Below are 18,061 nucleotides of genomic sequence, written 5' to 3' on the forward strand. Positions count from 1 at the left end.
CTTTCAGAAGCGAGCTTCTTCGCTCGCTTTGCATACTGAAGCCCCTTGGCTGGCTGCTCTCCGCGTAGGATCTGTTCAGCCTGCTTGTGCGTATTCCGGTGAAGTTGAACAGTGATTCCGGAAAGTATGCGGACAGGGATTCTTCGAGCAGAAGCTGAGCTTTGAGGGGAGGCATCTTTTCGACTCACTGAACAAGCCAGCAGCCAAGCGCAGCGCGGCAGTTGTGGATCCAAGACGTTGGAACAGGACGGTTCATCTGACATCAGAGTACGTGCACTGAGGTGTCCGGAATCGGTGTACACGCAAGCCGGAATCAGCGTTCATTTTAAACCGGAATAGGTGTTCATTTTCGACCGGAATATGCAGCTTGCTCGTGCTGTGCCCCAGAAAGCGTTCGTACTGCTCGTCAGATACCTCAGTGCCGATCAGTCGTTCGATCCAGCCGCTTTTCGGCGGGTTACTTACGCCCAGCGCAAGCAACTGCTTTTTTCTGTACCCACTATTTCCGGTGCGGCCGGCTTCAATCAAGGCTTTGGTTAGAACTACAGCCATTTGGGGACTCTCATACACAAACCTGAACCATGCGGGTCTGATTGGCGGTCAAGATAGCAGCGCATCGAAATCAACACTGAACTCTGCTTCTAAGAACTCAATCGTGGCTGGTTGGCTATCGAGCGATGCTTCCCGTGTAGACTCCAGTGCGCACTCCAATCGACGCAGCAGGGTAAACGGCAAAATGATCTTGCCGAAGTCGGTATGCTTGAAATCCCCCCCCACAGGTCTTCCGCGTTCTTCCAAATGAAATCAGCTTGCGAAGCAGCCGAACCTACGAACTCTGCCATCTTGGCCTCCAACCAACTTTTGCACGAAACGGCACATCATCCAAAAGAGGGTTGTCAACCAAGTTTTGCACAAAACGGACTTTGATCCATTTCTAACTAAAATCTACAATCCAACCTCAGATTGCAAATAGCCGAAAAATTTAACACCGACGAAAGGCCATACCTTCGTTAGTGTGCGAAAGCCGCTTGCGAGCGACGGAATAGGTGAAAGCTTTAGTCAGGGTTAATTACCCTGTCTGCGGTGATGGGATGGCTCAGGCGTATATCATCACTCCTTCCAAAGTCCGTACACACTCTTTCAGCCTTTGCAGAAATGCAGGGCTGTTTCATATCAGACAAGCGCAATGAAATTTTCAAATGCTTTCCAAAAATTCAAAGGCCTTAAGCTTTATCTGTATCTTACGGTCCCCGCACGGAAAGTAACTTTCCTGAACAGGAACCGCCTTGCCAGCCTTAACTTTCTAAACGGTTAAAGTTACACCAGGCTGTAAATGGTGAAACAGTTTTTGAAGCCCATGAAACACCGCTGTCGGAAAGATAACTAGCCCCAAGACGTCTAACTTCTTTTTGATGTAGAGCTAATTCTTTCGGATCGGCAATATCTTCCACCACGCTCATCATGGCCATCTGAACTCCGGGAGATGCCATTTTATAAGCTGTCGAGCTTGCAACTGAATTTTTCAGGATTGCCACTCTTTCTTTTTCTGGTCGTCCATTGTCAGACGTATTCGCATAAGTTGTACCGGCAATCAACAACGGAAGGCTGGCATTGGCACAGAAATGCATAACGCGTTTTTGCTGGAGCTGTAATTCAGTGGCTGCAAATGCTTTACCACATCCGAGGATTCTCAGAATCATAATTAAAGCTGTTTTATTCATAAAATTAAAACCGTCCTTTTTAGCTCTTTAACTGTTGCGGTTATCTCGGTGTGGATATTTCTGAAGTGTATGATACCCACTTACCTGAGACTGCCAGTATACTGGCTCAGGTATTAAACCTAAGAGGTCTGGTGCACCGGTTTTAACCTTTTCATTTCGCTTTTATCTTGTGCCAGGCTCTTGAGTCAGAATTTAAAGGTTTGTGGCATGCAGGTTTTACTGCCAGGTTTAGGCACAACCTGGCTGTCACCCTTCATTGGTCCTGAGCAAGGCCCTGGTATTCTGCCCAGCGTACGGCCAGCCGCTCTAAGTCCAGATCGTACACCAGCGGTGTGATTTTACGGCCTTCAAACAGCTCGCCCACCTCAATGCCTGGCTTAAAATGAACGGTCAGGGTGGCCGGATCTATGCCCATAAGATCGGCATCAAACAGCGCATGCATTGTTGGAGTCATCAGGATGCCATTAGACGGATTGTACCGGGTTCCATGTTCAATGTGTGCCGCATCCAGGACACCTCCATTAACCCAACCGGTTACCGCACAACGGCCTGCGAAATTCTCGATGAGCAGAGCTTTGAATTTACCCTGTGCCACGCCACTACGTTGCGTCACTACGCGCTCGCAGTGCTCACCCTGGATATCTACGTCAGGTTTCCGAATTGGCTCGCTGGTGGCCGTCTCAGCTTGTTTTAGGGTGGAACGTGGATAGGCCAGGTTATATGCTGCGCCTGTGGTCATTTGCTCGATGACCGCAGGCGCATAACCTTCTGCTTCCAGCTTACGATATGCAGCCCGGTAGTCTCTTTGGGTTTTCAGCGGGTAAATCTTCCCGCCTTTACCATCGAAAGCGATAAACCAGAAATCGTCCGTGCCAGTTTCAAGATTTCTGCAACGTTTCAGATGCCATCCGCCTTCTCTCGCCCAGATGGTACGGTTATTTCTGGCATTCGTTTTGTCATACCCGTGCTCGTCAAGCCAGCTATCAAAGCTGGTCAGCCCCAGGTCCTGAACCTCCAGAGAAGGTACACGAATGACCTGCAAGGTATGGCGTGGTCTTGGCTCTCTCATCTTGATCTCTTCCTAGCGCTGGTCTGGGAAATACGGATATTGCGGGCCATATTCATAATCATGCGGGCCTGGCTCAACTTCCCAGAATGGACGGCCGCTAATTGTCTTTGGACCGCGCTCGTTTACGATGTCTTCTACATCCTGAATATTAAATGGCATCGTTGCCAGTAACAGCTGATCTTCGGGTGTCAGCGTCACAGTTGCACCGTCGATACGGCTGTAAAGGTCGGCAAACTGTTTACCTGCACCGTGCAACCGGTGCTCCGCTACACTTCTGATTGCGTGTAAGTCCAGCTCCGCCGCTTCCATGCGATCCACGTATAGTTTCATTTCTTTACGCAAAGCGCTCAGCTCACGGGTTTTAATAAATCCGTAGGCGTACCCACCCAGGGCGATAACTGCAATGATTGCTAAAATAGCCATTTATTTTCTCTTACGTTACTGCGGCCGCCGCTTTAGTCTTAATGTGAAGCCTGGGAATTCGCTGAATGAAGAATACGTTTTCACCCCCAGACCGACAGCTGTTAAGGCGCGATCCCAACACTCCATTTGTAAGTATCAGGCCCATCTTCTCCGCTGGTGGCATCAGCTACAATCTGTGCATAACGTTCTCCAGCAAGTTCTCTTACCATCTGATCCACGACCCATTGCAGATGATGCATTTCATCGGTTCCGCCGTAACGACAAGCCAACTCAATAGCCCGCTCTATTCTTTTTTGTTCTTCAGTCATACTGAATCCTCACGCTTACATCAGCTATTCTGAAAACATGCACACTATAAATTGCGGCTGTCATTTCTCAGCCAGGCGCCTGCATTGCTGCCTCATTCCATCAAAAATACTTTCCGCAAGCTGCTGGGGGAACTGGTCCGGAAGAAGCCCGCTAACACGTTCAATGACACCCGGGGTTCTGGCGATGATTTCCTCTATCATCGCCTCTGTCTGCTGTTTACTCAGGCCGGTTATCTCACCATGCCTGATCCAGTGGCGTCGTTGTATTCGATATATCTGGTAATAGTTGCTACTGCCACGTACGGCCATCGCCAGTTTGCACTTCTGCCAGGATATCTGATTGTTCCCATGACCGATCACCGGCCATGCCGACAACACATCATAGTTTGGTGTAAGGTGATAACGTCCCTGTGGCCCAATAGAAATACTGAAATTTTTAGCGTGGCCATCTGTTGCGGCCATCATCCAGAAAATTATCTGCGTCATAAAAAACTGCGCTTTGTCACGCTCAGCACGGTCTGAATTACTCAGAACCTCCATAATTTCCGATATACCTGGCCCGCCGTCCGCCTGATATTTTCGTAATGGCGAAACGCCCAGGGCCTGACACATATCCTCCTGGGGTAAACGAATGATCCATTGTCCGTCTCCTGACCATTTTCGGTCAAAACGTTCTACCACCAGCGCTTTCTGATCTTCAAAGTGAGCAATCTGCGTTCTTGCCACGGGGAGCCCGTACTGGCCGAGAAGTACCGAGCAGAGCCATTCATTTTCAACCGACGAGCTCATGTCGGCTTTCATGTTCCCCACAAGTCCGAGCGGTAGCTTGAATATATGCGTCGTTGGTGTATTACCCTCCGGCATACACCACCGATCTTCATGCCACAGTAGGGCTGTTTTCTCCTGAGCACCGGCAATAGATAAACGTAAGTCGTCGTTATCTTCTGGCCTGCCCGGTAGCAATGTCTCCGTGGTATTACGCAAAGTTGCCGCAATTTCTGATTCAGTAAGCGGGTGATACTTCACGGAATATAAATCAGTGGGTTCATCTCCGTCATGAAGCAGCTGTATCGCGCCCACGCAGTCTTTTCCCAGCTCCGTCAGCAGATCAAAAGGCTCCAGGCTATCGGCCTTGTAACGCATTGCCAGACGTCTGCGTATGCCTTCGCTGTCCGGCAGTAAATTATCAAAATAGTCACGTACCACATTTCCACGCCAGACCTGGTTCCCGGGAGTAAAAGGAAGGGACAATGACAGCGGCCTTCCCTGTTCGTCAGCAACCCATTCAGGAAGGTATTCTAAGCTGTCTACCCCTTTGCTTTTTTCCCAGTACCCGACTTTGATGCCGTTCATCCAAATTACCAGACGTTGCTGTTTCCGGCTCATATCGTTACCAATCCTCCTGTCGTGCAGGTGAGTTTGATTTAAGCATTTCTTCCGTCTGCTTCCTCTCTGAAGAGGTGGTTGCCGAGGAGAAGCTGATTTTTACGCCCAGGATGGAAAACACCTTGAATAGCCGTTCAATGCTCGCACTGGCAGGGTTGGCTTCCAGACGTGAGTATGTCTGTTGAGTGACGCCTAACCTTTCGGACAGGTCTTTTTGCGTCAGGCCATTCGCCTTGCGAAAACCAATGAGCAAGGGACGCAGCTGGTTGAGCGTGTTTAACGGGTAATCATTATTGATCATAAGCTGGCCTCAGTAGTTTCCTCTGATACACCTTGCAGGCTGTTTCCTAAACATACACCCTAAAAGCTGTAATATCAAATTAACAGCCTAAAAGCTGTTAAATAGGGCGTACAACTTTTAGGCTGTTACTATGTGGCAGCATAAATCTTGTTAGCGATACAACTTTATTGTCTCATCGCTCCTCTTTGCAACCAGCTACATACGATCATAAGTGACACAACATTAATATGAAGCGACATTCACCAAATGAACCTTCGTCATTTCAGATAGTTAGCTTACTTGCATGTCCTCATCCCATGAAGGGGAGGGCCTAACCCTGGCATCGAGCAAAACTGACCACCCTGCCCTTATTAAGACCCCACATGCGGCAATGGTGCCCTGTCCACGCCGCCCGCGATTTTTGAGGAAATGGGAAGAAAATAAAAAGAAAACAAAAAGTTATCGGCTGAAGTATCGGCGCAGATCGGGAATCAGGCGAAGCCTGACAGCACGTTGGGGCCTGGCAGGGGGCTTGAGGGATGAGGACATGCAACTCTGATAGCCTTCCCGCCACGGGGTCGGTTAAATTCGTATCCGGCCGGTGCAATTCCAACGGCCGCGTTACCAGTTCGCCGGGTAGCATGGCCAGCAAAGCCAGGCATCGAGCACCCGGGTTTCACTAACGGCCGCTGCATAGACGCCGGTATCCGGAAAGAAATAAACCGGGGTGGCGTTGTTCAGCTGGTCGCCTTCATCGGCCAGAGCGCCGATCACCTCATGAGGCTTCAGCAGCATATCCGTTAAATATTCATCCGGGTGGATGGCATTCAGCGATATGGCCATCTCCAGAAATTCATCCAGTGTGTGGCGGGTACGATACCCCCGGAAAACCTCGTATGAAGGCGTGACGCATTCACCATCCAGGGAACAGGCATCGTACCCGGCCAGCTGCTCTTCGGTGAGTCCGGAGGCATGCTTTGCCACAAGATTCGTAAACTGCTCTTTATCGTCCATCACAATCCTTACGCTGTAGGGGCCTGTTTGTGTTATCACTGCTTCCGGATTTTACATCGCACAACCCGGCAGGTATCCGGTCGCCCGGGCGTCCTTTGCGGTCATGTTAGCCTTTGGCCTGTATTACGACGAATCCCTTTCACTACACGGGCTCGCAGGGTGACACCTCCCCTTTTCACCGGAAGCGAAAGAGGAAGAACAGTTTAACAGCCCGGATCCTCAATAATTTTTGCATAACGGACTAAATGACCGGTTTATGCAGCCCCTGTTACTTACTGTCGCGGTAAGGATAAAACCCTGGTTATGAAACAGAGTTTGTATCGACGTTTAGGTTTTGGTTGAATGAGTAACTCTAAGCAACCGGAATATGACATGGCCAAAGTACAAGGGCTCTTTGTTGGATACCGAAAATTTGCTGTTGATCGCGAGTGGCTTCGGCAGCAGGAAGAACAACGTTATCGGGATCGCCAGCGACAATTTGATGAATGGTCCAGAAAATGGGTCACTGTAACTAGGCTAAAAGAGACTCGTTTATGGACTGACGGAGCCATCAGGCGATGGCTGGGTGAACCTCAGCAACAGGGTAAATATAAAGTTTTCCCCGTTGAAGCGGTTTTGGCTGCTGAGAAGTTGAATGAGTTTCAGCTCTGGCTTAAACCCCGGCTGGAAAAGAAACGTGCCCAGCATCACCACTTTTTAATTCCATTTCTGTAAAGTAGAAACAACGACAGTTCCGGCTGCATTCAAGGCTTCGGCATCTGGTCAGAAGTAAAGCGCCATTTTTCATTATAAGGGAGGTTAGATAGTGGAAGGTATTGAGACACTGAGTTTGCGGCTTGATGAGAACGAAACTATGGCCCTTGCTCAATTTGTTAAACGTCTGAGCTGGAGCGATCTACGTGGTTGTGCTGTGAGTGACGAAGAAGCCTGGGTAATGAAAAGCGCAGTTGATAAATTACAACAGGCGTTAAGGGAAGAAGGTTATGCGCCTCGATGATGCAGGCTTCGTGTTATTTTCCGATGACAAATTTTCTTAAGGACTAAGTATGAGCCAGCACTGGTATGAGGTGAAAAGCAATCAGGGAATTGTTCAGGTGATGTTAGGCTGGGATCCACCTTTGCAGTGGTTTCATATGTGCATTGATTATGACATTAATGCAGCAGAAGACCCACTCTATACTAATCTGGCTGAACCTGATCCCTACTACGTTACTCCGGAATATCTGCAATTTGTACTTGAACGCTTCGAAATAACGGATATTGTAATAAAGCCCGATACCTCTGGGCTTTACGAAGAATTATTAATGGATCAGCTTTTAGACCGATAGCTAAGCTGCCAGCAACAGACGTGCTGACATAATCGTCACTTAACTGTAATGTCAGATACTTCAGGTACAAATGTCCGGACTCGTTTGAAACCTATCCAAAACTGTAAATATATTTTCGTTATAATATAACCTTAATTGAATTGCTTTCTAACAGTTCCCACTCTTCTTTTCTAAGTACATTTTTAATTATTGTTCCATTGGCAAGCGTCAGCTCATACTCCCTGTCACTATAAATAAGGTTTTTATTTTCGACTCGTCGAAAGCTGGTAATGGCAACCTTTCTTTATCCACCTAACGAATAATTATCTTTGATTTCTGCGAACATTTAAACTCCCGTATATTAACGTGCTGAATTTACAATCCAAGTGCAACAAAAAAAGAAGTACTCATCAACTAGAATATAATTTTGTTTCCACACAAAAACCATTTCCAAATGATGAGTACTTCCTACCGACATCTTACAATAAACGAGCGAGAAAAGATAATGATTTTACTCGCACAGGGCAAAAAACAAGCAGAAATTGCCAAAGCACTGGGACGTAGCTCCAGCACCATTTCTCGCGAGCTGAAACGACACGCTCTAGAAAGCTACAGTGCAACGAACGCACAAAACAGCTATTTGAAGCATCGTCAAAATAGCAAAGCACAGCGCAAATTAGAGCAGCCTGAATATTTCAATTTGGTGCAAGAAAAGTTTCTGACAGAAAACTGGTCGCCCGAACAAATCAGCGCACGATTAAAATTGGAAAAATCTGAATTATCCATTAGTTATTCAACCATTTATCGTGGTATTTATTCAGGGTTGTTTGATATAGGCGAACGCAAAGCCAGTCGCAAACTGCGCCACAAAGGCAAAACACGGCATACAAAAAATCATCATGAAAAACGTGGCAAAATTCAGATATCCAACCATTTGAACGACCGTCCCATTTCGGCGCAAAATCGCAGTCGCTTTGGACATTGGGAAGCCGATACCGTACTGGGTAAAGCGGGTGGAGCTTGTTTGCTGACGCTGACGGAACGCAAAAGTCGTTTTGAGTTGGTGAAGAAAATTCCTGCCAAAAAAGCCGAAGCAGTCCAAAAAGCCATGATTGAATTGCTGGATTCACATATATTGCGGTCAATTACGCCAGACCGTGGTAAAGAATTTGCCCAACATCGTTTGGTAACAGAAGCACTGGGTGTAGAATTTTACTTCCCCGAGCCGCATCAACCGTGGACACGGGGAACGAATGAAAATACAAATGGGTTACTTCGTGAATACTTTCCGAAGCACCAAGACATCAATCAGTGGAGCGAAGTTGATATTCAACAGGTGATCAATAAACTGAATTTACGACCACGTAAATGTTTAGGTTGGAAAACACCTTATGAAGTTTACTTCAAAAAATCGTTGCACTTGGTTTGACAATTCAAGATACAAATTATAAATACTCTCAAGTGTATATTCAGTATGGGATTGCGCAATGATTGCCTAATAAAATTTCTGAAATATTTCTGTATCGCATAATTTTTTATATCAGATAAATTGTACTGGATTTCTTAAAAAATTGCAGTATAATTGCCGCAATTATCCCACCGTTTATTTTTTGAGTAGTTTCTCATGATGCAGCATACTTCTGTGTGGTACCGACGCTCGGTCAGTCCGTTTGTTCTTGTGGCGAGTGTTGCCGTTTTCTTGACCGCGACCGCCAATCTTACCTTTTTTGATAAAATCAGCCAAACCTATCCCATCGCGGACAATCTCGGCTTTGTGCTGACGATCGCTGTCGTGCTCTTTGGCGCGATGCTACTGATCACCACGCTGTTATCATCGTATCGCTATGTGCTAAAGCCTGTGTTGATTTTGCTATTAATCATGGGCGCGGTGACCAGTTATTTTACTGACACTTATGGCACGGTCTATGATACGACCATGCTCCAAAATGCCCTACAGACCGACCAAGCCGAGACCAAGGATCTATTAAACGCAGCGTTTATCATGCGTATCATTGGTTTGGGTGTGCTACCAAGTTTGCTTGTGGCTTTTGTTAAGGTGGATTATCCGACTTGGGGCAAGGGTTTGATGCGCCGATTGGGCTTGATCGTGGCAAGTCTTGCGCTGATTTTACTGCCTGTGGTGGCGTTCAGCAGTCATTATGCCAGTTTCTTTCGCGTGCATAAGCCGCTGCGTAGCTATGTCAATCCGATCATGCCAATCTACTCGGTGGGTAAGCTTGCCAGTATTGAGTATAAAAAAGCCAGTGCGCCAAAAGATACCATTTATCACGCCAAAGACGCGGTACAAGCAACCAAGCCTGATATGCGTAAGCCACGCCTAGTGGTGTTCGTCGTCGGTGAGACGGCACGCGCCGATCATGTCAGCTTCAATGGCTATGAGCGCGATACTTTCCCACAGCTTGCCAAGATCGATGGCGTGACCAATTTTAGCAATGTCACATCGTGCGGCACATCGACGGCGTATTCTGTGCCGTGTATGTTCAGCTATCTGGGCGCGGATGAGTATGATGTCGATACCGCCAAATACCAAGAAAATGTGCTGGATACGCTGGATCGCTTGGGCGTAAGTATCTTGTGGCGTGATAATAATTCGGACTCAAAAGGCGTGATGGATAAGCTGCCAAAAGCGCAATTTGCCGATTATAAATCCGCGACCAACAACGCCATCTGCAACACCAATCCTTATAACGAATGCCGCGATGTCGGTATGCTCGTTGGCTTAGATGACTTTGTCGCTGCCAATAACGGCAAAGATATGCTGATCATGCTGCACCAAATGGGCAATCACGGGCCTGCGTATTTTAAGCGATATGATGAAAAGTTTGCCAAATTCACGCCAGTGTGTGAAGGTAATGAGCTTGCCAAGTGCGAACATCAGTCCTTGATCAATGCTTATGACAATGCCTTGCTTGCCACCGATGATTTCATCGCTCAAAGTATCCAGTGGCTGCAGACGCACAGCAATGCCTATGATGTCTCAATGCTGTATGTCAGCGATCATGGCGAAAGTCTGGGTGAGAACGGTGTCTATCTACATGGTATGCCAAATGCCTTTGCACCAAAAGAACAGCGCAGTGTGCCTGCATTTTTCTGGACGGATAAGCAAACTGGCATCACGCCAATGGCAACCGATACCGTCCTGACCCATGACGCGATCACGCCGACATTATTAAAGCTGTTTGATGTCACCGCGGACAAAGTCAAAGACCGCACCGCATTCATCCGCTGATTTCTCCCTGTATTTTTTCCAAACCCACCGCACACTCCATTCGTATTATGGGCGGTGGGGTGGGGTTTGTTATGCCGTATTTATCAAATAAACGCCTACTTGCTGAGATGAGTATCGCTCTTGTCATGGCGATCGTTGCCACGCTGACCCTTGAGCACAGTCAGATTGATCTGATGGTCGCTGATTGGTTTTATCTGGGTATGGGGCATTGGATGGTTGCCAAGCAAGCTTTTTTGCCAGATTTGCTACTGTATTCTGGACTAAAAAAGCTGCTGATGGCGATGCTGATCTACTTGCTGGTTGCGACCATTTGCCGTGCTTATCATGAGAAAAAGGGCAATGCTATCACTGCCAAGTGGCTTGTCCCAGTGACAAAATTTCGCGTGCGTGAGCTTGCGTATCTGGTGCTGACTTTGATCCTAGTGCCGACAGTTGTCGCGTCATTGAAGGCATATACTCATGTGGTCTGCCCTGTGCATTTGACGATTTTTGATGGTACGCTGCCGTATTTGCCGATGCTTGATAGTATGCGTAACACCATTCCTGATAAGTGCTTTCCTGCGGCGCATGCCAGTAGCGGATTTGCGCTGTTTGCCTTTGCGTTTGCGCCAAGTTTGCGCCGCCGTCGTGGTGCGATCATCATCGTGGTGATGGCATTGGGCTGGGCGATGGGCTGCTATAAGATGATTATTGGCGATCATTTTTTGAGCCATACGGTGGTGTCGATGATGCTTGCGTGGGCGATGTCGGCAGGGCTTGCGTGGGTGTTTTTTAAGAAGGGTGAACAAGTTTAATCGGCTTAAAGACAACTGAACCTTCTCGGCCCTTTCTGCGCCCCGACTAATGATACTATCGTAGTTGTCGATTTCATCATCAGTTGGTGATTCTTCAGCTATCCATTTCAGGTACTTGATGCGGTCCATATGCTCCTCCCTGTACGATTTCCAGTGAACAAAGGCTCTACAGTATTAAGCTGCTGTAGAGCTCCTTTAACCATGCGAAAACTGTGCGTATTACAGGATGCCTAACCTTTTTGTTTCATCGATCCACGGTCTGAATTCTTCCAGTAAATTATCATATAACTTTTCATCGCTGATCGAACCGAAATCATCCATGGCAAAGAAGTGGGTGTTATCAACCCGGCGGTCAGTAAAGTCATCCAGATTTTTGAGGATACCGTAGCTTGAACCACCCAGGCCGACAAACTTCCAGAAGATGGGGTAGTTGGCAGAACGCCGGATTGCATCTTTAATCGCCCGGGTCTTGCTGATCCCGCCATCGGTAATAAATACAACATATACCGGGATTTTCGAGTCCTTAAAGTAGTCGACAATTTCTTCCATCACAGGGGGCTCATTGTTTGTCCCACCAAGTCCCGGCAGGTTCTCCCAGGCTGAACGCTTTCCAGACCCGCGAATGGACTGAATATATGTGTCCAGGTTGTCCAGTGTGACGTTTGGATACTTCTTGTGCTTCTCTCCAAATCCCCAGACATCCATTTCACCGTCGTCGTCGAACTGGGCGGCAAGAACGGCGATGCGGTCCAGCACAGACTGAACGTTGCCCTTACTGAACTGGCCACTCATTGAGCCGGATGCGTCAAGTACAAATGCAACCGCTGCCTCAAGGGTGTCCAGTTTATTTTTAGTGAGACTGACCGAGGCTTTTTTAGCGAGGCTTACGAGGCGCGGAGATCTGGTTTCAAGTTTCTTTTCCAGACTGATACGAGCGGGCTTTGCTGGCTGCGGAGCTGGCTGTGCGACATCAACGCCAAAGCTAATGGCCAGAGGCTCAAGACCACCGTTGAAACCCTGCCCGAGCGCACGAAGCTTCCAGGCGCCATTGTGCCGATATACTTCACCCAGGATGATTGCTTTCTCACTGCGGCCCTGAGTCTCAGCCTGAAAATCAGCGATACCAGGAGCCTGAATGCTCAATAAACTGAGCCCACTGATAGTATCTTCACCATCAATGACAACGGTGATCGCAATCTTACTGACGTTCGCCGGAACACGATCCAGTGCTATCTCAATGCTGGACTGCTGAGAACCGGTAACGAGCTTTACTGCCCCTTCAGGAGAAGACAGATTATTATAAAAGATAAAGTCAGAATCGCCGGTTACCTTTCCCTGAGCATTAAGCAGGAAGAGGCAGGTATCGGGTTCGCCTTTAAAGCCGGATTTGGCAGGGTACTGAAGATTCAGCCTGATCGCAGATTGCTGAAGCGGTATGTTTTGTCCGGATTGTAGATTCACATTAACTCTCCTGATTTTTGATTATTTTTAAAGCGCAGCGCTTATATATGTTCCCCAGGCTTAGTTCAGGACGCTGGATTTCTGGTGAGGCGTATATATGGTGTGACACCATATTTCATCACGCTGAAGTTTCTATACCTGTTGAACTGGAATTTTGATTGACCGGGTATCTTATGTTCCAGATCCCGTTCCTTCATAAACCGCAAAAGTAACATATATCAGAGGGGCATTCTGTTGATAAAAGGCACGGAATACCGGCTTTAACCAGCAACCAGAGATAAATCCGTTTCCTGCCTTTAAAAGGCTCAGGTCTGAATTAACATGACCTGCTTTCTGAAATTTCCAGTCCCCTTTCTACTACTCCCTCCTGAAAGCGGATCGCAACCAAAAAAAACCCCGGCATTGCCGGGGTATGATTCAGCGTTGTTTTAGATGTTAACGCCGTGCTGGGAGGCAAGAGCCGCCAGGCCACCGGCAAAGCCCTGACCGACAGCTTTAAACTTCCACTCAGCGCCATGACGATACAGTTCACCGAAGACCATAGCGGTTTCGGTTGAGGCATCTTCAGACAGATCGAAACGGGCAATTTCCGTGCCGTTGTCGTTGTTGTAAACGCGCATGAAGCTGTTGCTCACCATGCCGAAGTTTTGTTTACGCGCTTCTGCATCATAGATGGTAACGGCAAACACCAGTTTTTTGATATCTGCTGAGACTTTGGTCAGATCGATTTTGACCTGCTCATCGTCACCGTCGCCTTCACCGGTACGGTTGTCGCCCTGGTGCTCTACCGCGCCATCAGGGCTGGTTTTGTTATTGAAGAAAATGAAATGCGCATCTGACAGCACTTTACCGTCTTCGCCTACTGCGAACACGGAAGCGTCCAGGTCAAAAGCCTGACCGTCAGTTACACGGGCATCCCAGCCGAGGCCAACCATAGCGATATTCATGGTTGGTGCTTCTTTGGTCAGAGATACGTTGCCGCCTTTTACGAGAGAAACTGCCATTTTTAGCTCCTGCAAACAGTTGAATGAGGGCTGCATTAACAGCCCCGGGTGAAAAGTTACTTTTCGATCAGGACGCGTTAATGCCGTACTGAGCACATACAGATGCCAGACCACCAGCATAACCCTGGCCCACTGCGCGGAATTTCCACTCACCATTGTGGCGATACAGCTCGCCGAACAGCATGGCAGTCTCAGTGGACGCATCTTCGGTCAGATCGTAGCGAGCGACTTCAGTCTGGTTATCGTCATTGACCAGGCGAATAAACGCACCGGATACCTGACCAAAGCTCTGGCGACGAGCCTGAGCATCATGGATAGTGACAACGAAGATGATCTTGTCAACATCAGACGGGACGGCGTCCAGTTTAATTTTCAGCGATTCATCATCACCATCACCTTCACCGGTACGGTTATCACCGGTATGGGTTACGGAACCGTCAGATGACGTCAGGTTGTTATAGAAGATGAAATCTGAATCGCCGCGCACTTTGCCATTTGCGGCCAGCAGGAATGCTGAAGCATCCAGGTCAAAGTCCTGACCGTCTGTTGAACGCGCATCCCAGCCAAGGCCCACCAGGACGTTTTTCATTGACGGAGCTGCTTTACTCAGGGAGACGTTCCCGCCTTTGGAAAGAGAAACACTCATAAAATAACCTCTTCGATTAGTAATTGTTCAGGTTAACACTTCAGGGGATCAGCTCCCCTTTTCCTCAGATTCAGGTTTGCCCGGGAACATGACGCTTGCGAGAATGCCCAGCGCCAAAACACCCAGTACAACATACAGGCTGGTTGTCGCCGCGATGCTGTAACCATGATGCCAAATGTGATCGGTCGCATTCAGGCCCAGTTTTGCCGCGATGAAGAACAGCAGCACGATAACGGCCTTCTCCAGATGAACCAGGTACTGTTTCAGTGCTTCAAGGACAAAGTACAGAGTACGCAGGCCCAGGATAGCAAACATCATGGCACTATAGACGATAAGCGGTTCACGACTGACGGCAATGATTGCCGGTACCGAGTCAAACGCAAACATAACATCCGAGAGTTCAACCACGGCCACACACAGGAACAGAGGGGTCGCATACAGCGCCGCCTTTTTACCACGGCCAATGGTGACATCGCTGTTTTCTGGTTTCGCCAGTTCGGCATCCACTTCCTTCTGGTTAAGCAGGAAAGCATGACCTCTGAGCTTCGGCCAGATAGGGAAGAAGCGTTTAACCATGCGGTAAGCCAGATGCTGGGAATAATCCTCAATTTCATCATCGTCATCACCGCTTTTAAGCATCATGACCGCCGTCCAGGCGACGATGATAGCGAAGACAACTTCAACATACGGCCCCAGACTCAGCAGGCTCGTACCGATGGCGACAAAGATGCCCCTGAAGACGATGGCACCAATGATCCCCCAGTAGAGAACACGGTGGCGGTAACGATCAGGAACGGCGAACCAGGAGAAGATGGCCATCATGACAAACAGGTTGTCGACCGACAGCACTTTCTCCAGCGCATAACCCGTTACAAACAGGCTGGCAACCTCAGCACCGTGGTGGATGTAGAGGAAACCGGCAAATGCCATCGCAACCACAACCCAGAATACGGACCAGAGCGCCGCACTCTTCAGGGAAATGGGCTTGTCATCACGGTGCATAAACAGGTCAATAAAGATGGCACCGACTGAAAGCGCAATGAAAACAATGACCGTTTCAGTCGGGAAGCCGATGTGTGTGGAAACCATATTTTACCCTTAGGGATGTGGATCAGAGGCCAAATTCAGCCGGGTCGAAGCCCAACGCGATAGCGATCTCGCGGGAGGCCAGTTTCTCGTCCTGATCGAAGTTACCGTCACTTTTCGCAACGGCAATACCAACACGTAAGGCCAGCTGAGCGGCCTCAGGCTGATCTTTCAGCGCCAGGATGTATTTCATGGTTTCGCCCTTGCCGATTTCAACATCGAAATCGAAGCTTGAAACCAGTTTATTGAAGAACTCGATCACCTCATTGGTATCGAAGACCTTCAGCTCTTCTGAAGAGCGAAGAAAGCCCATCATTTTCTGCTTTTCTTCCGAACTCACGCCGTCACTCGATACGGCAATACGGGCACATACAGCAACGGTGCCGTGCATAAATTTTTTGTTTTTGAAACGACCAACCTGGCGGGTCAGTTCGTCCCGGCCAGAGTTAATGGCACCTTTTACCTTGTCGAAAAAGCTCATACCTGTTTCCTTTGTTGCTGTGTTATTTAGAACCGGCGCTCCAGCGAAATCCCCAGCCAAATGCCCGGTCCATTTCGTCCTGGCCTTTGAAGTACTGGTTAATTCGCTCGACTTTAATTGCGCCGTTTTCGTTTACGAGTCTGGCAATGGCGCACAATGTGCGACGGTTTTCACCTTCGGTCAGGCGGGTCTCAATGGGCGGTTGATCCGGCACATGAATGGTGACCACACCATCAGTCTTGTCCCAGCTGGGAACACCTTCATAAATAAAGGCGTAAATCAGCACTTCGCGGATATGCTTCCATTCACGTCCATTGATATGCAGCCACTCGCCGTCTGATACATCACCCGTCCGGTCATCGCCCTTGAGCTGAACATACGGTTCATCGCGATAATTACCGAATGCATTACCGAGCGCCTGAATGACCGATTTATACCCGTCCTGAAGCTCAACAAAGGCCCCCAGATCCAGGTCGATTCCTTTGGAGCCGAACATGCCTGCAAAGCCTGATTTGCCGCTGCCCCGGTGCCAGTTCAGGTTGATCCGGATTTCACCGAAGTTATCCCGTTTGGTCAGGCTGATTGCAGGCTTCTCTTTTGTCAGCGATACCTTGCTCAGGCTGATTTTTGTCTCAACTGGCGGAGGGGTTACAACCGGAGGAGTCGGGGCTGCGGGAGCCGGTTCGTCGGCAATATTTACGCCGAAATGCTCTGCCAGCGGTTTAAGTCCACCGTTGAACCCCTGCGCAACGAAGCGGAATTTCCAGTCATTATTACGACGGTAAAATTCACCCAGAATTAAGGCTGCTTCCTGACGGCCGCTCAGTTCGACACTGCCGCTAACCAGGCCGGTAGCCCCTTGCTCCACGTCGATGGAAAGATTACGAAGACCGGACACCGTCTGCCCACCGTCACAGGTCACGGTGAACGCAATTTTCTGGACATCAGGTTTCAGCCGGTTGAGCGCGACAGTAAAGGTTGAGTACTGGCCTTCACTGACCAGGCTGACGGTACCATCATCGTTACGTGGCTGACCATAAAACACCATGTCCGCATCACCCTGCACCTTCCCGTCGGCATACAGGCGAAACGCCGAAGCATCCACCTGGCCGCCCGAGGTGATCCGGACCCGCAACTCCTGGGCTGGAACGGGGGCATTGCCCCCCGGCGTCAGGTTCATTAGCGAATAACCGCTGAAACGATATCGGAGTGCATATCGTCAATTGTGCGGCCGCGACAGGCATGGCCAAGGGCGGTAAAGTCCCAGTTGCCGTTATTACGGCGCAGCGAAGAAATAACGATCCCGGTATGTGAGCCCTGCTCAGTCAGCTTGTAGCGAGCCAGCTCTTTGCCGGTTTGATCGACAACGCGGCAGAACGCGTTTTCGACGTCATTGAACGACTGACCACGGAAGCTGTTTACCGTAAACGCCAGGTATTCAACGTTTGCAGGCAGTCGGGAGAGGTTGACCTTAATCACCTCATCGTCACCGTCACCCTCACCGGTCAGGTTATCGCCACTGTGCACAACAGCGCCGCAGGTGGATTCCAGTTTGCGGAACCAGATGGTGTCAATTGTTTTACCGGTGCTGTCCATTAATACGCAGCCAGCATCGAGATCGATTGAGTCGTTGCCTCCAAACAATCCTCCAAGAAGACCTTTTTTCTTAACCGGATCCCAACCGAGACCGAATTGAAGCTGGCTTAATGCTGAAGATTCTTTGCTGAGTGATACCGTCTGGTTCTTACTTAATGAAACCATGTTTTATTCCTTAAAATGGTAATGACCGAGACAATCAAAGGTATATTTAGTAACTGACGAAGAAAATCAT

At 48.7% G+C, this 18,061-nt stretch carries 21 protein-coding genes and 1 pseudogene; 6 read left to right on the forward strand and 16 right to left on the reverse strand.

The window, feature by feature from the left end; genetic code table 11:
• Positions 1 to 252 precede the first annotated feature (252 nt).
• The 9 genes and pseudogenes from EOS97_RS24490 to EOS97_RS24535 form a co-directional block, all read right to left on the reverse strand.
• A complete protein-coding gene (locus EOS97_RS24490) occupies positions 253 to 552 on the reverse strand; it encodes a hypothetical protein (protein WP_001572440.1) in 300 nt (99 codons plus the stop codon).
• A 54-nt stretch (positions 553 to 606) separates the two neighbouring features.
• Positions 607 to 842 (reverse strand): annotated as a pseudogene (locus tag EOS97_RS24495) (type I restriction-modification system subunit M N-terminal domain-containing protein); the annotation flags it as partial.
• Between the two features lie 453 nt (positions 843 to 1,295).
• Complete coding sequence (locus tag EOS97_RS24500) at positions 1,296 to 1,721, reverse strand: hypothetical protein (RefSeq protein ID WP_127836216.1); 426 nt, start codon at positions 1,719 to 1,721, stop codon at positions 1,296 to 1,298.
• A gap of 253 nt (positions 1,722 to 1,974) precedes the next feature.
• Positions 1,975 to 2,790 (reverse strand): HNH endonuclease signature motif containing protein, encoded by an 816-nt coding sequence (locus tag EOS97_RS24505; protein WP_001572439.1) that lies wholly within the window; start codon positions 2,788 to 2,790, stop codon positions 1,975 to 1,977.
• A gap of 12 nt (positions 2,791 to 2,802) precedes the next feature.
• A complete protein-coding gene (locus tag EOS97_RS24510; RefSeq protein ID WP_000985911.1) occupies positions 2,803 to 3,213 on the reverse strand; it encodes a hypothetical protein in 411 nt (136 codons plus the stop codon).
• Between the two features lie 101 nt (positions 3,214 to 3,314).
• A complete protein-coding gene (locus tag EOS97_RS24515) occupies positions 3,315 to 3,521 on the reverse strand; it encodes a hypothetical protein (RefSeq protein ID WP_000134171.1) in 207 nt (68 codons plus the stop codon).
• Between the two features lie 60 nt (positions 3,522 to 3,581).
• Positions 3,582 to 4,907 carry a type II toxin-antitoxin system HipA family toxin gene (locus tag EOS97_RS24520; RefSeq protein WP_000088046.1) on the reverse strand — a complete coding sequence of 442 codons (1,326 nt, stop codon included), beginning with the start codon at positions 4,905 to 4,907 and terminating at the stop codon, positions 3,582 to 3,584.
• A gap of 4 nt (positions 4,908 to 4,911) precedes the next feature.
• The gene (locus EOS97_RS24525) at positions 4,912 to 5,205 is read right to left on the reverse strand and encodes a helix-turn-helix transcriptional regulator (RefSeq protein WP_024136327.1); all 294 of its coding nucleotides are present in this window, start codon (positions 5,203 to 5,205) and stop codon (positions 4,912 to 4,914) included.
• Positions 5,206 to 5,808: 603 nt separating this feature from the next.
• Complete coding sequence (locus EOS97_RS24535) at positions 5,809 to 6,201, reverse strand: hypothetical protein (protein WP_000341066.1); 393 nt, start codon at positions 6,199 to 6,201, stop codon at positions 5,809 to 5,811.
• A gap of 372 nt (positions 6,202 to 6,573) precedes the next feature.
• Here EOS97_RS24535 and EOS97_RS24540 point away from each other — a divergent pair, with 372 nt between their 5' ends.
• The 6 genes from EOS97_RS24540 to EOS97_RS24565 all read left to right on the forward strand — a co-directional run bounded on the left by EOS97_RS24540 (position 6,574) and on the right by EOS97_RS24565 (position 11,552).
• The gene (locus EOS97_RS24540; protein WP_001151575.1) at positions 6,574 to 6,915 is read left to right on the forward strand and encodes a hypothetical protein; all 342 of its coding nucleotides are present in this window, start codon (positions 6,574 to 6,576) and stop codon (positions 6,913 to 6,915) included.
• A 91-nt stretch (positions 6,916 to 7,006) separates the two neighbouring features.
• Complete coding sequence (locus EOS97_RS24545) at positions 7,007 to 7,198, forward strand: hypothetical protein (RefSeq protein ID WP_000398480.1); 192 nt, start codon at positions 7,007 to 7,009, stop codon at positions 7,196 to 7,198.
• A gap of 49 nt (positions 7,199 to 7,247) precedes the next feature.
• Positions 7,248 to 7,529: a hypothetical protein gene (locus EOS97_RS24550; RefSeq protein WP_000077926.1), complete on the forward strand. Its 282-nt coding sequence runs from the start codon at positions 7,248 to 7,250 to the stop codon at positions 7,527 to 7,529.
• Positions 7,530 to 7,962: 433 nt separating this feature from the next.
• A complete protein-coding gene (locus tag EOS97_RS24555) occupies positions 7,963 to 8,937 on the forward strand; it encodes an IS30-like element ISApl1 family transposase (protein WP_012478345.1) in 975 nt (324 codons plus the stop codon).
• Between the two features lie 195 nt (positions 8,938 to 9,132).
• Positions 9,133 to 10,758: a phosphoethanolamine--lipid A transferase MCR-1.1 gene (locus tag EOS97_RS24560; protein WP_049589868.1), complete on the forward strand. Its 1,626-nt coding sequence runs from the start codon at positions 9,133 to 9,135 to the stop codon at positions 10,756 to 10,758.
• Positions 10,759 to 10,829: 71 nt separating this feature from the next.
• Positions 10,830 to 11,552 (forward strand): PAP2 family protein, encoded by a 723-nt coding sequence (locus EOS97_RS24565; RefSeq protein ID WP_039003037.1) that lies wholly within the window; start codon positions 10,830 to 10,832, stop codon positions 11,550 to 11,552.
• A 219-nt stretch (positions 11,553 to 11,771) separates the two neighbouring features.
• Here the strand turns inward: EOS97_RS24565 and EOS97_RS24570 are convergent, their stop codons facing one another.
• The 7 genes from EOS97_RS24570 to EOS97_RS24605 form a co-directional block, all read right to left on the reverse strand.
• Positions 11,772 to 13,013 (reverse strand): VWA domain-containing protein, encoded by a 1,242-nt coding sequence (locus tag EOS97_RS24570; protein WP_001053338.1) that lies wholly within the window; start codon positions 13,011 to 13,013, stop codon positions 11,772 to 11,774.
• Between the two features lie 428 nt (positions 13,014 to 13,441).
• A complete protein-coding gene (locus tag EOS97_RS24580) occupies positions 13,442 to 14,017 on the reverse strand; it encodes a TerD family protein (protein ID WP_000301242.1) in 576 nt (191 codons plus the stop codon).
• A 67-nt stretch (positions 14,018 to 14,084) separates the two neighbouring features.
• A complete protein-coding gene (gene terD / locus EOS97_RS24585) occupies positions 14,085 to 14,663 on the reverse strand; it encodes a tellurium resistance membrane protein TerD (RefSeq protein WP_000116677.1) in 579 nt (192 codons plus the stop codon).
• Between the two features lie 48 nt (positions 14,664 to 14,711).
• On the reverse strand, positions 14,712 to 15,752 hold the full coding sequence (gene terC, locus EOS97_RS24590) for a tellurium resistance membrane protein TerC (protein ID WP_000255079.1): 1,041 nt from the start codon (positions 15,750 to 15,752) through the stop codon (positions 14,712 to 14,714).
• 22 nt (positions 15,753 to 15,774) lie between these two features.
• Positions 15,775 to 16,230 (reverse strand): tellurite resistance TerB family protein, encoded by a 456-nt coding sequence (locus tag EOS97_RS24595; protein WP_000007448.1) that lies wholly within the window; start codon positions 16,228 to 16,230, stop codon positions 15,775 to 15,777.
• Between the two features lie 22 nt (positions 16,231 to 16,252).
• Positions 16,253 to 17,410 (reverse strand): TerD family protein, encoded by a 1,158-nt coding sequence (locus EOS97_RS24600; protein ID WP_001054787.1) that lies wholly within the window; start codon positions 17,408 to 17,410, stop codon positions 16,253 to 16,255.
• A complete protein-coding gene (locus EOS97_RS24605; RefSeq protein ID WP_042634303.1) occupies positions 17,410 to 17,991 on the reverse strand; it encodes a TerD family protein in 582 nt (193 codons plus the stop codon). Before EOS97_RS24605 ends, EOS97_RS24600 begins: the two co-directional genes overlap by 1 nt.
• Positions 17,992 to 18,061: the final 70 nt, after the last annotated feature.

It is taken from the genome of Salmonella sp. SSDFZ54 (assembly GCF_004010735.1).
Taxonomy (GTDB): domain Bacteria; phylum Pseudomonadota; class Gammaproteobacteria; order Enterobacterales; family Enterobacteriaceae; genus Salmonella; species Salmonella enterica.

What these genes read in the sequence shown, in the direction of transcription:
- EOS97_RS24490 (WP_001572440.1), bottom strand. Translation starts at nt 552, where the DNA reads ATGGCTGTAGTTCTAACCAAAGCCTTGATTGAAGCCGGCCGCACCGGA.
- EOS97_RS24520 (WP_000088046.1), bottom strand. Translation starts at nt 4,907, where the DNA reads ATGAGCCGGAAACAGCAACGTCTGGTAATTTGGATGAACGGCATCAAA.
- EOS97_RS24580 (WP_000301242.1), bottom strand. Translation starts at nt 14,017, where the DNA reads ATGGCAGTTTCTCTCGTAAAAGGCGGCAACGTATCTCTGACCAAAGAA.
- EOS97_RS24510 (WP_000985911.1), bottom strand. Translation starts at nt 3,213, where the DNA reads ATGGCTATTTTAGCAATCATTGCAGTTATCGCCCTGGGTGGGTACGCC.
- EOS97_RS24505 (WP_001572439.1), bottom strand. Translation starts at nt 2,790, where the DNA reads ATGAGAGAGCCAAGACCACGCCATACCTTGCAGGTCATTCGTGTACCT.
- EOS97_RS24555 (WP_012478345.1), top strand. Translation starts at nt 7,963, where the DNA reads ATGATGAGTACTTCCTACCGACATCTTACAATAAACGAGCGAGAAAAG.
- EOS97_RS24515 (WP_000134171.1), bottom strand. Translation starts at nt 3,521, where the DNA reads ATGACTGAAGAACAAAAAAGAATAGAGCGGGCTATTGAGTTGGCTTGT.
- EOS97_RS24600 (WP_001054787.1), bottom strand. Translation starts at nt 17,410, where the DNA reads ATGAACCTGACGCCGGGGGGCAATGCCCCCGTTCCAGCCCAGGAGTTG.
- EOS97_RS24540 (WP_001151575.1), top strand. Translation starts at nt 6,574, where the DNA reads ATGGCCAAAGTACAAGGGCTCTTTGTTGGATACCGAAAATTTGCTGTT.
- EOS97_RS24595 (WP_000007448.1), bottom strand. Translation starts at nt 16,230, where the DNA reads ATGAGCTTTTTCGACAAGGTAAAAGGTGCCATTAACTCTGGCCGGGAC.
- EOS97_RS24535 (WP_000341066.1), bottom strand. Translation starts at nt 6,201, where the DNA reads ATGGACGATAAAGAGCAGTTTACGAATCTTGTGGCAAAGCATGCCTCC.
- EOS97_RS24560 (WP_049589868.1), top strand. Translation starts at nt 9,133, where the DNA reads ATGATGCAGCATACTTCTGTGTGGTACCGACGCTCGGTCAGTCCGTTT.
- EOS97_RS24605 (WP_042634303.1), bottom strand. Translation starts at nt 17,991, where the DNA reads ATGGTTTCATTAAGTAAGAACCAGACGGTATCACTCAGCAAAGAATCT.
- EOS97_RS24565 (WP_039003037.1), top strand. Translation starts at nt 10,830, where the DNA reads ATGCCGTATTTATCAAATAAACGCCTACTTGCTGAGATGAGTATCGCT.
- terD (WP_000116677.1), bottom strand. Translation starts at nt 14,663, where the DNA reads ATGAGTGTTTCTCTTTCCAAAGGCGGGAACGTCTCCCTGAGTAAAGCA.
- EOS97_RS24500 (WP_127836216.1), bottom strand. Translation starts at nt 1,721, where the DNA reads ATGAATAAAACAGCTTTAATTATGATTCTGAGAATCCTCGGATGTGGT.
- terC (WP_000255079.1), bottom strand. Translation starts at nt 15,752, where the DNA reads ATGGTTTCCACACACATCGGCTTCCCGACTGAAACGGTCATTGTTTTC.
- EOS97_RS24550 (WP_000077926.1), top strand. Translation starts at nt 7,248, where the DNA reads ATGAGCCAGCACTGGTATGAGGTGAAAAGCAATCAGGGAATTGTTCAG.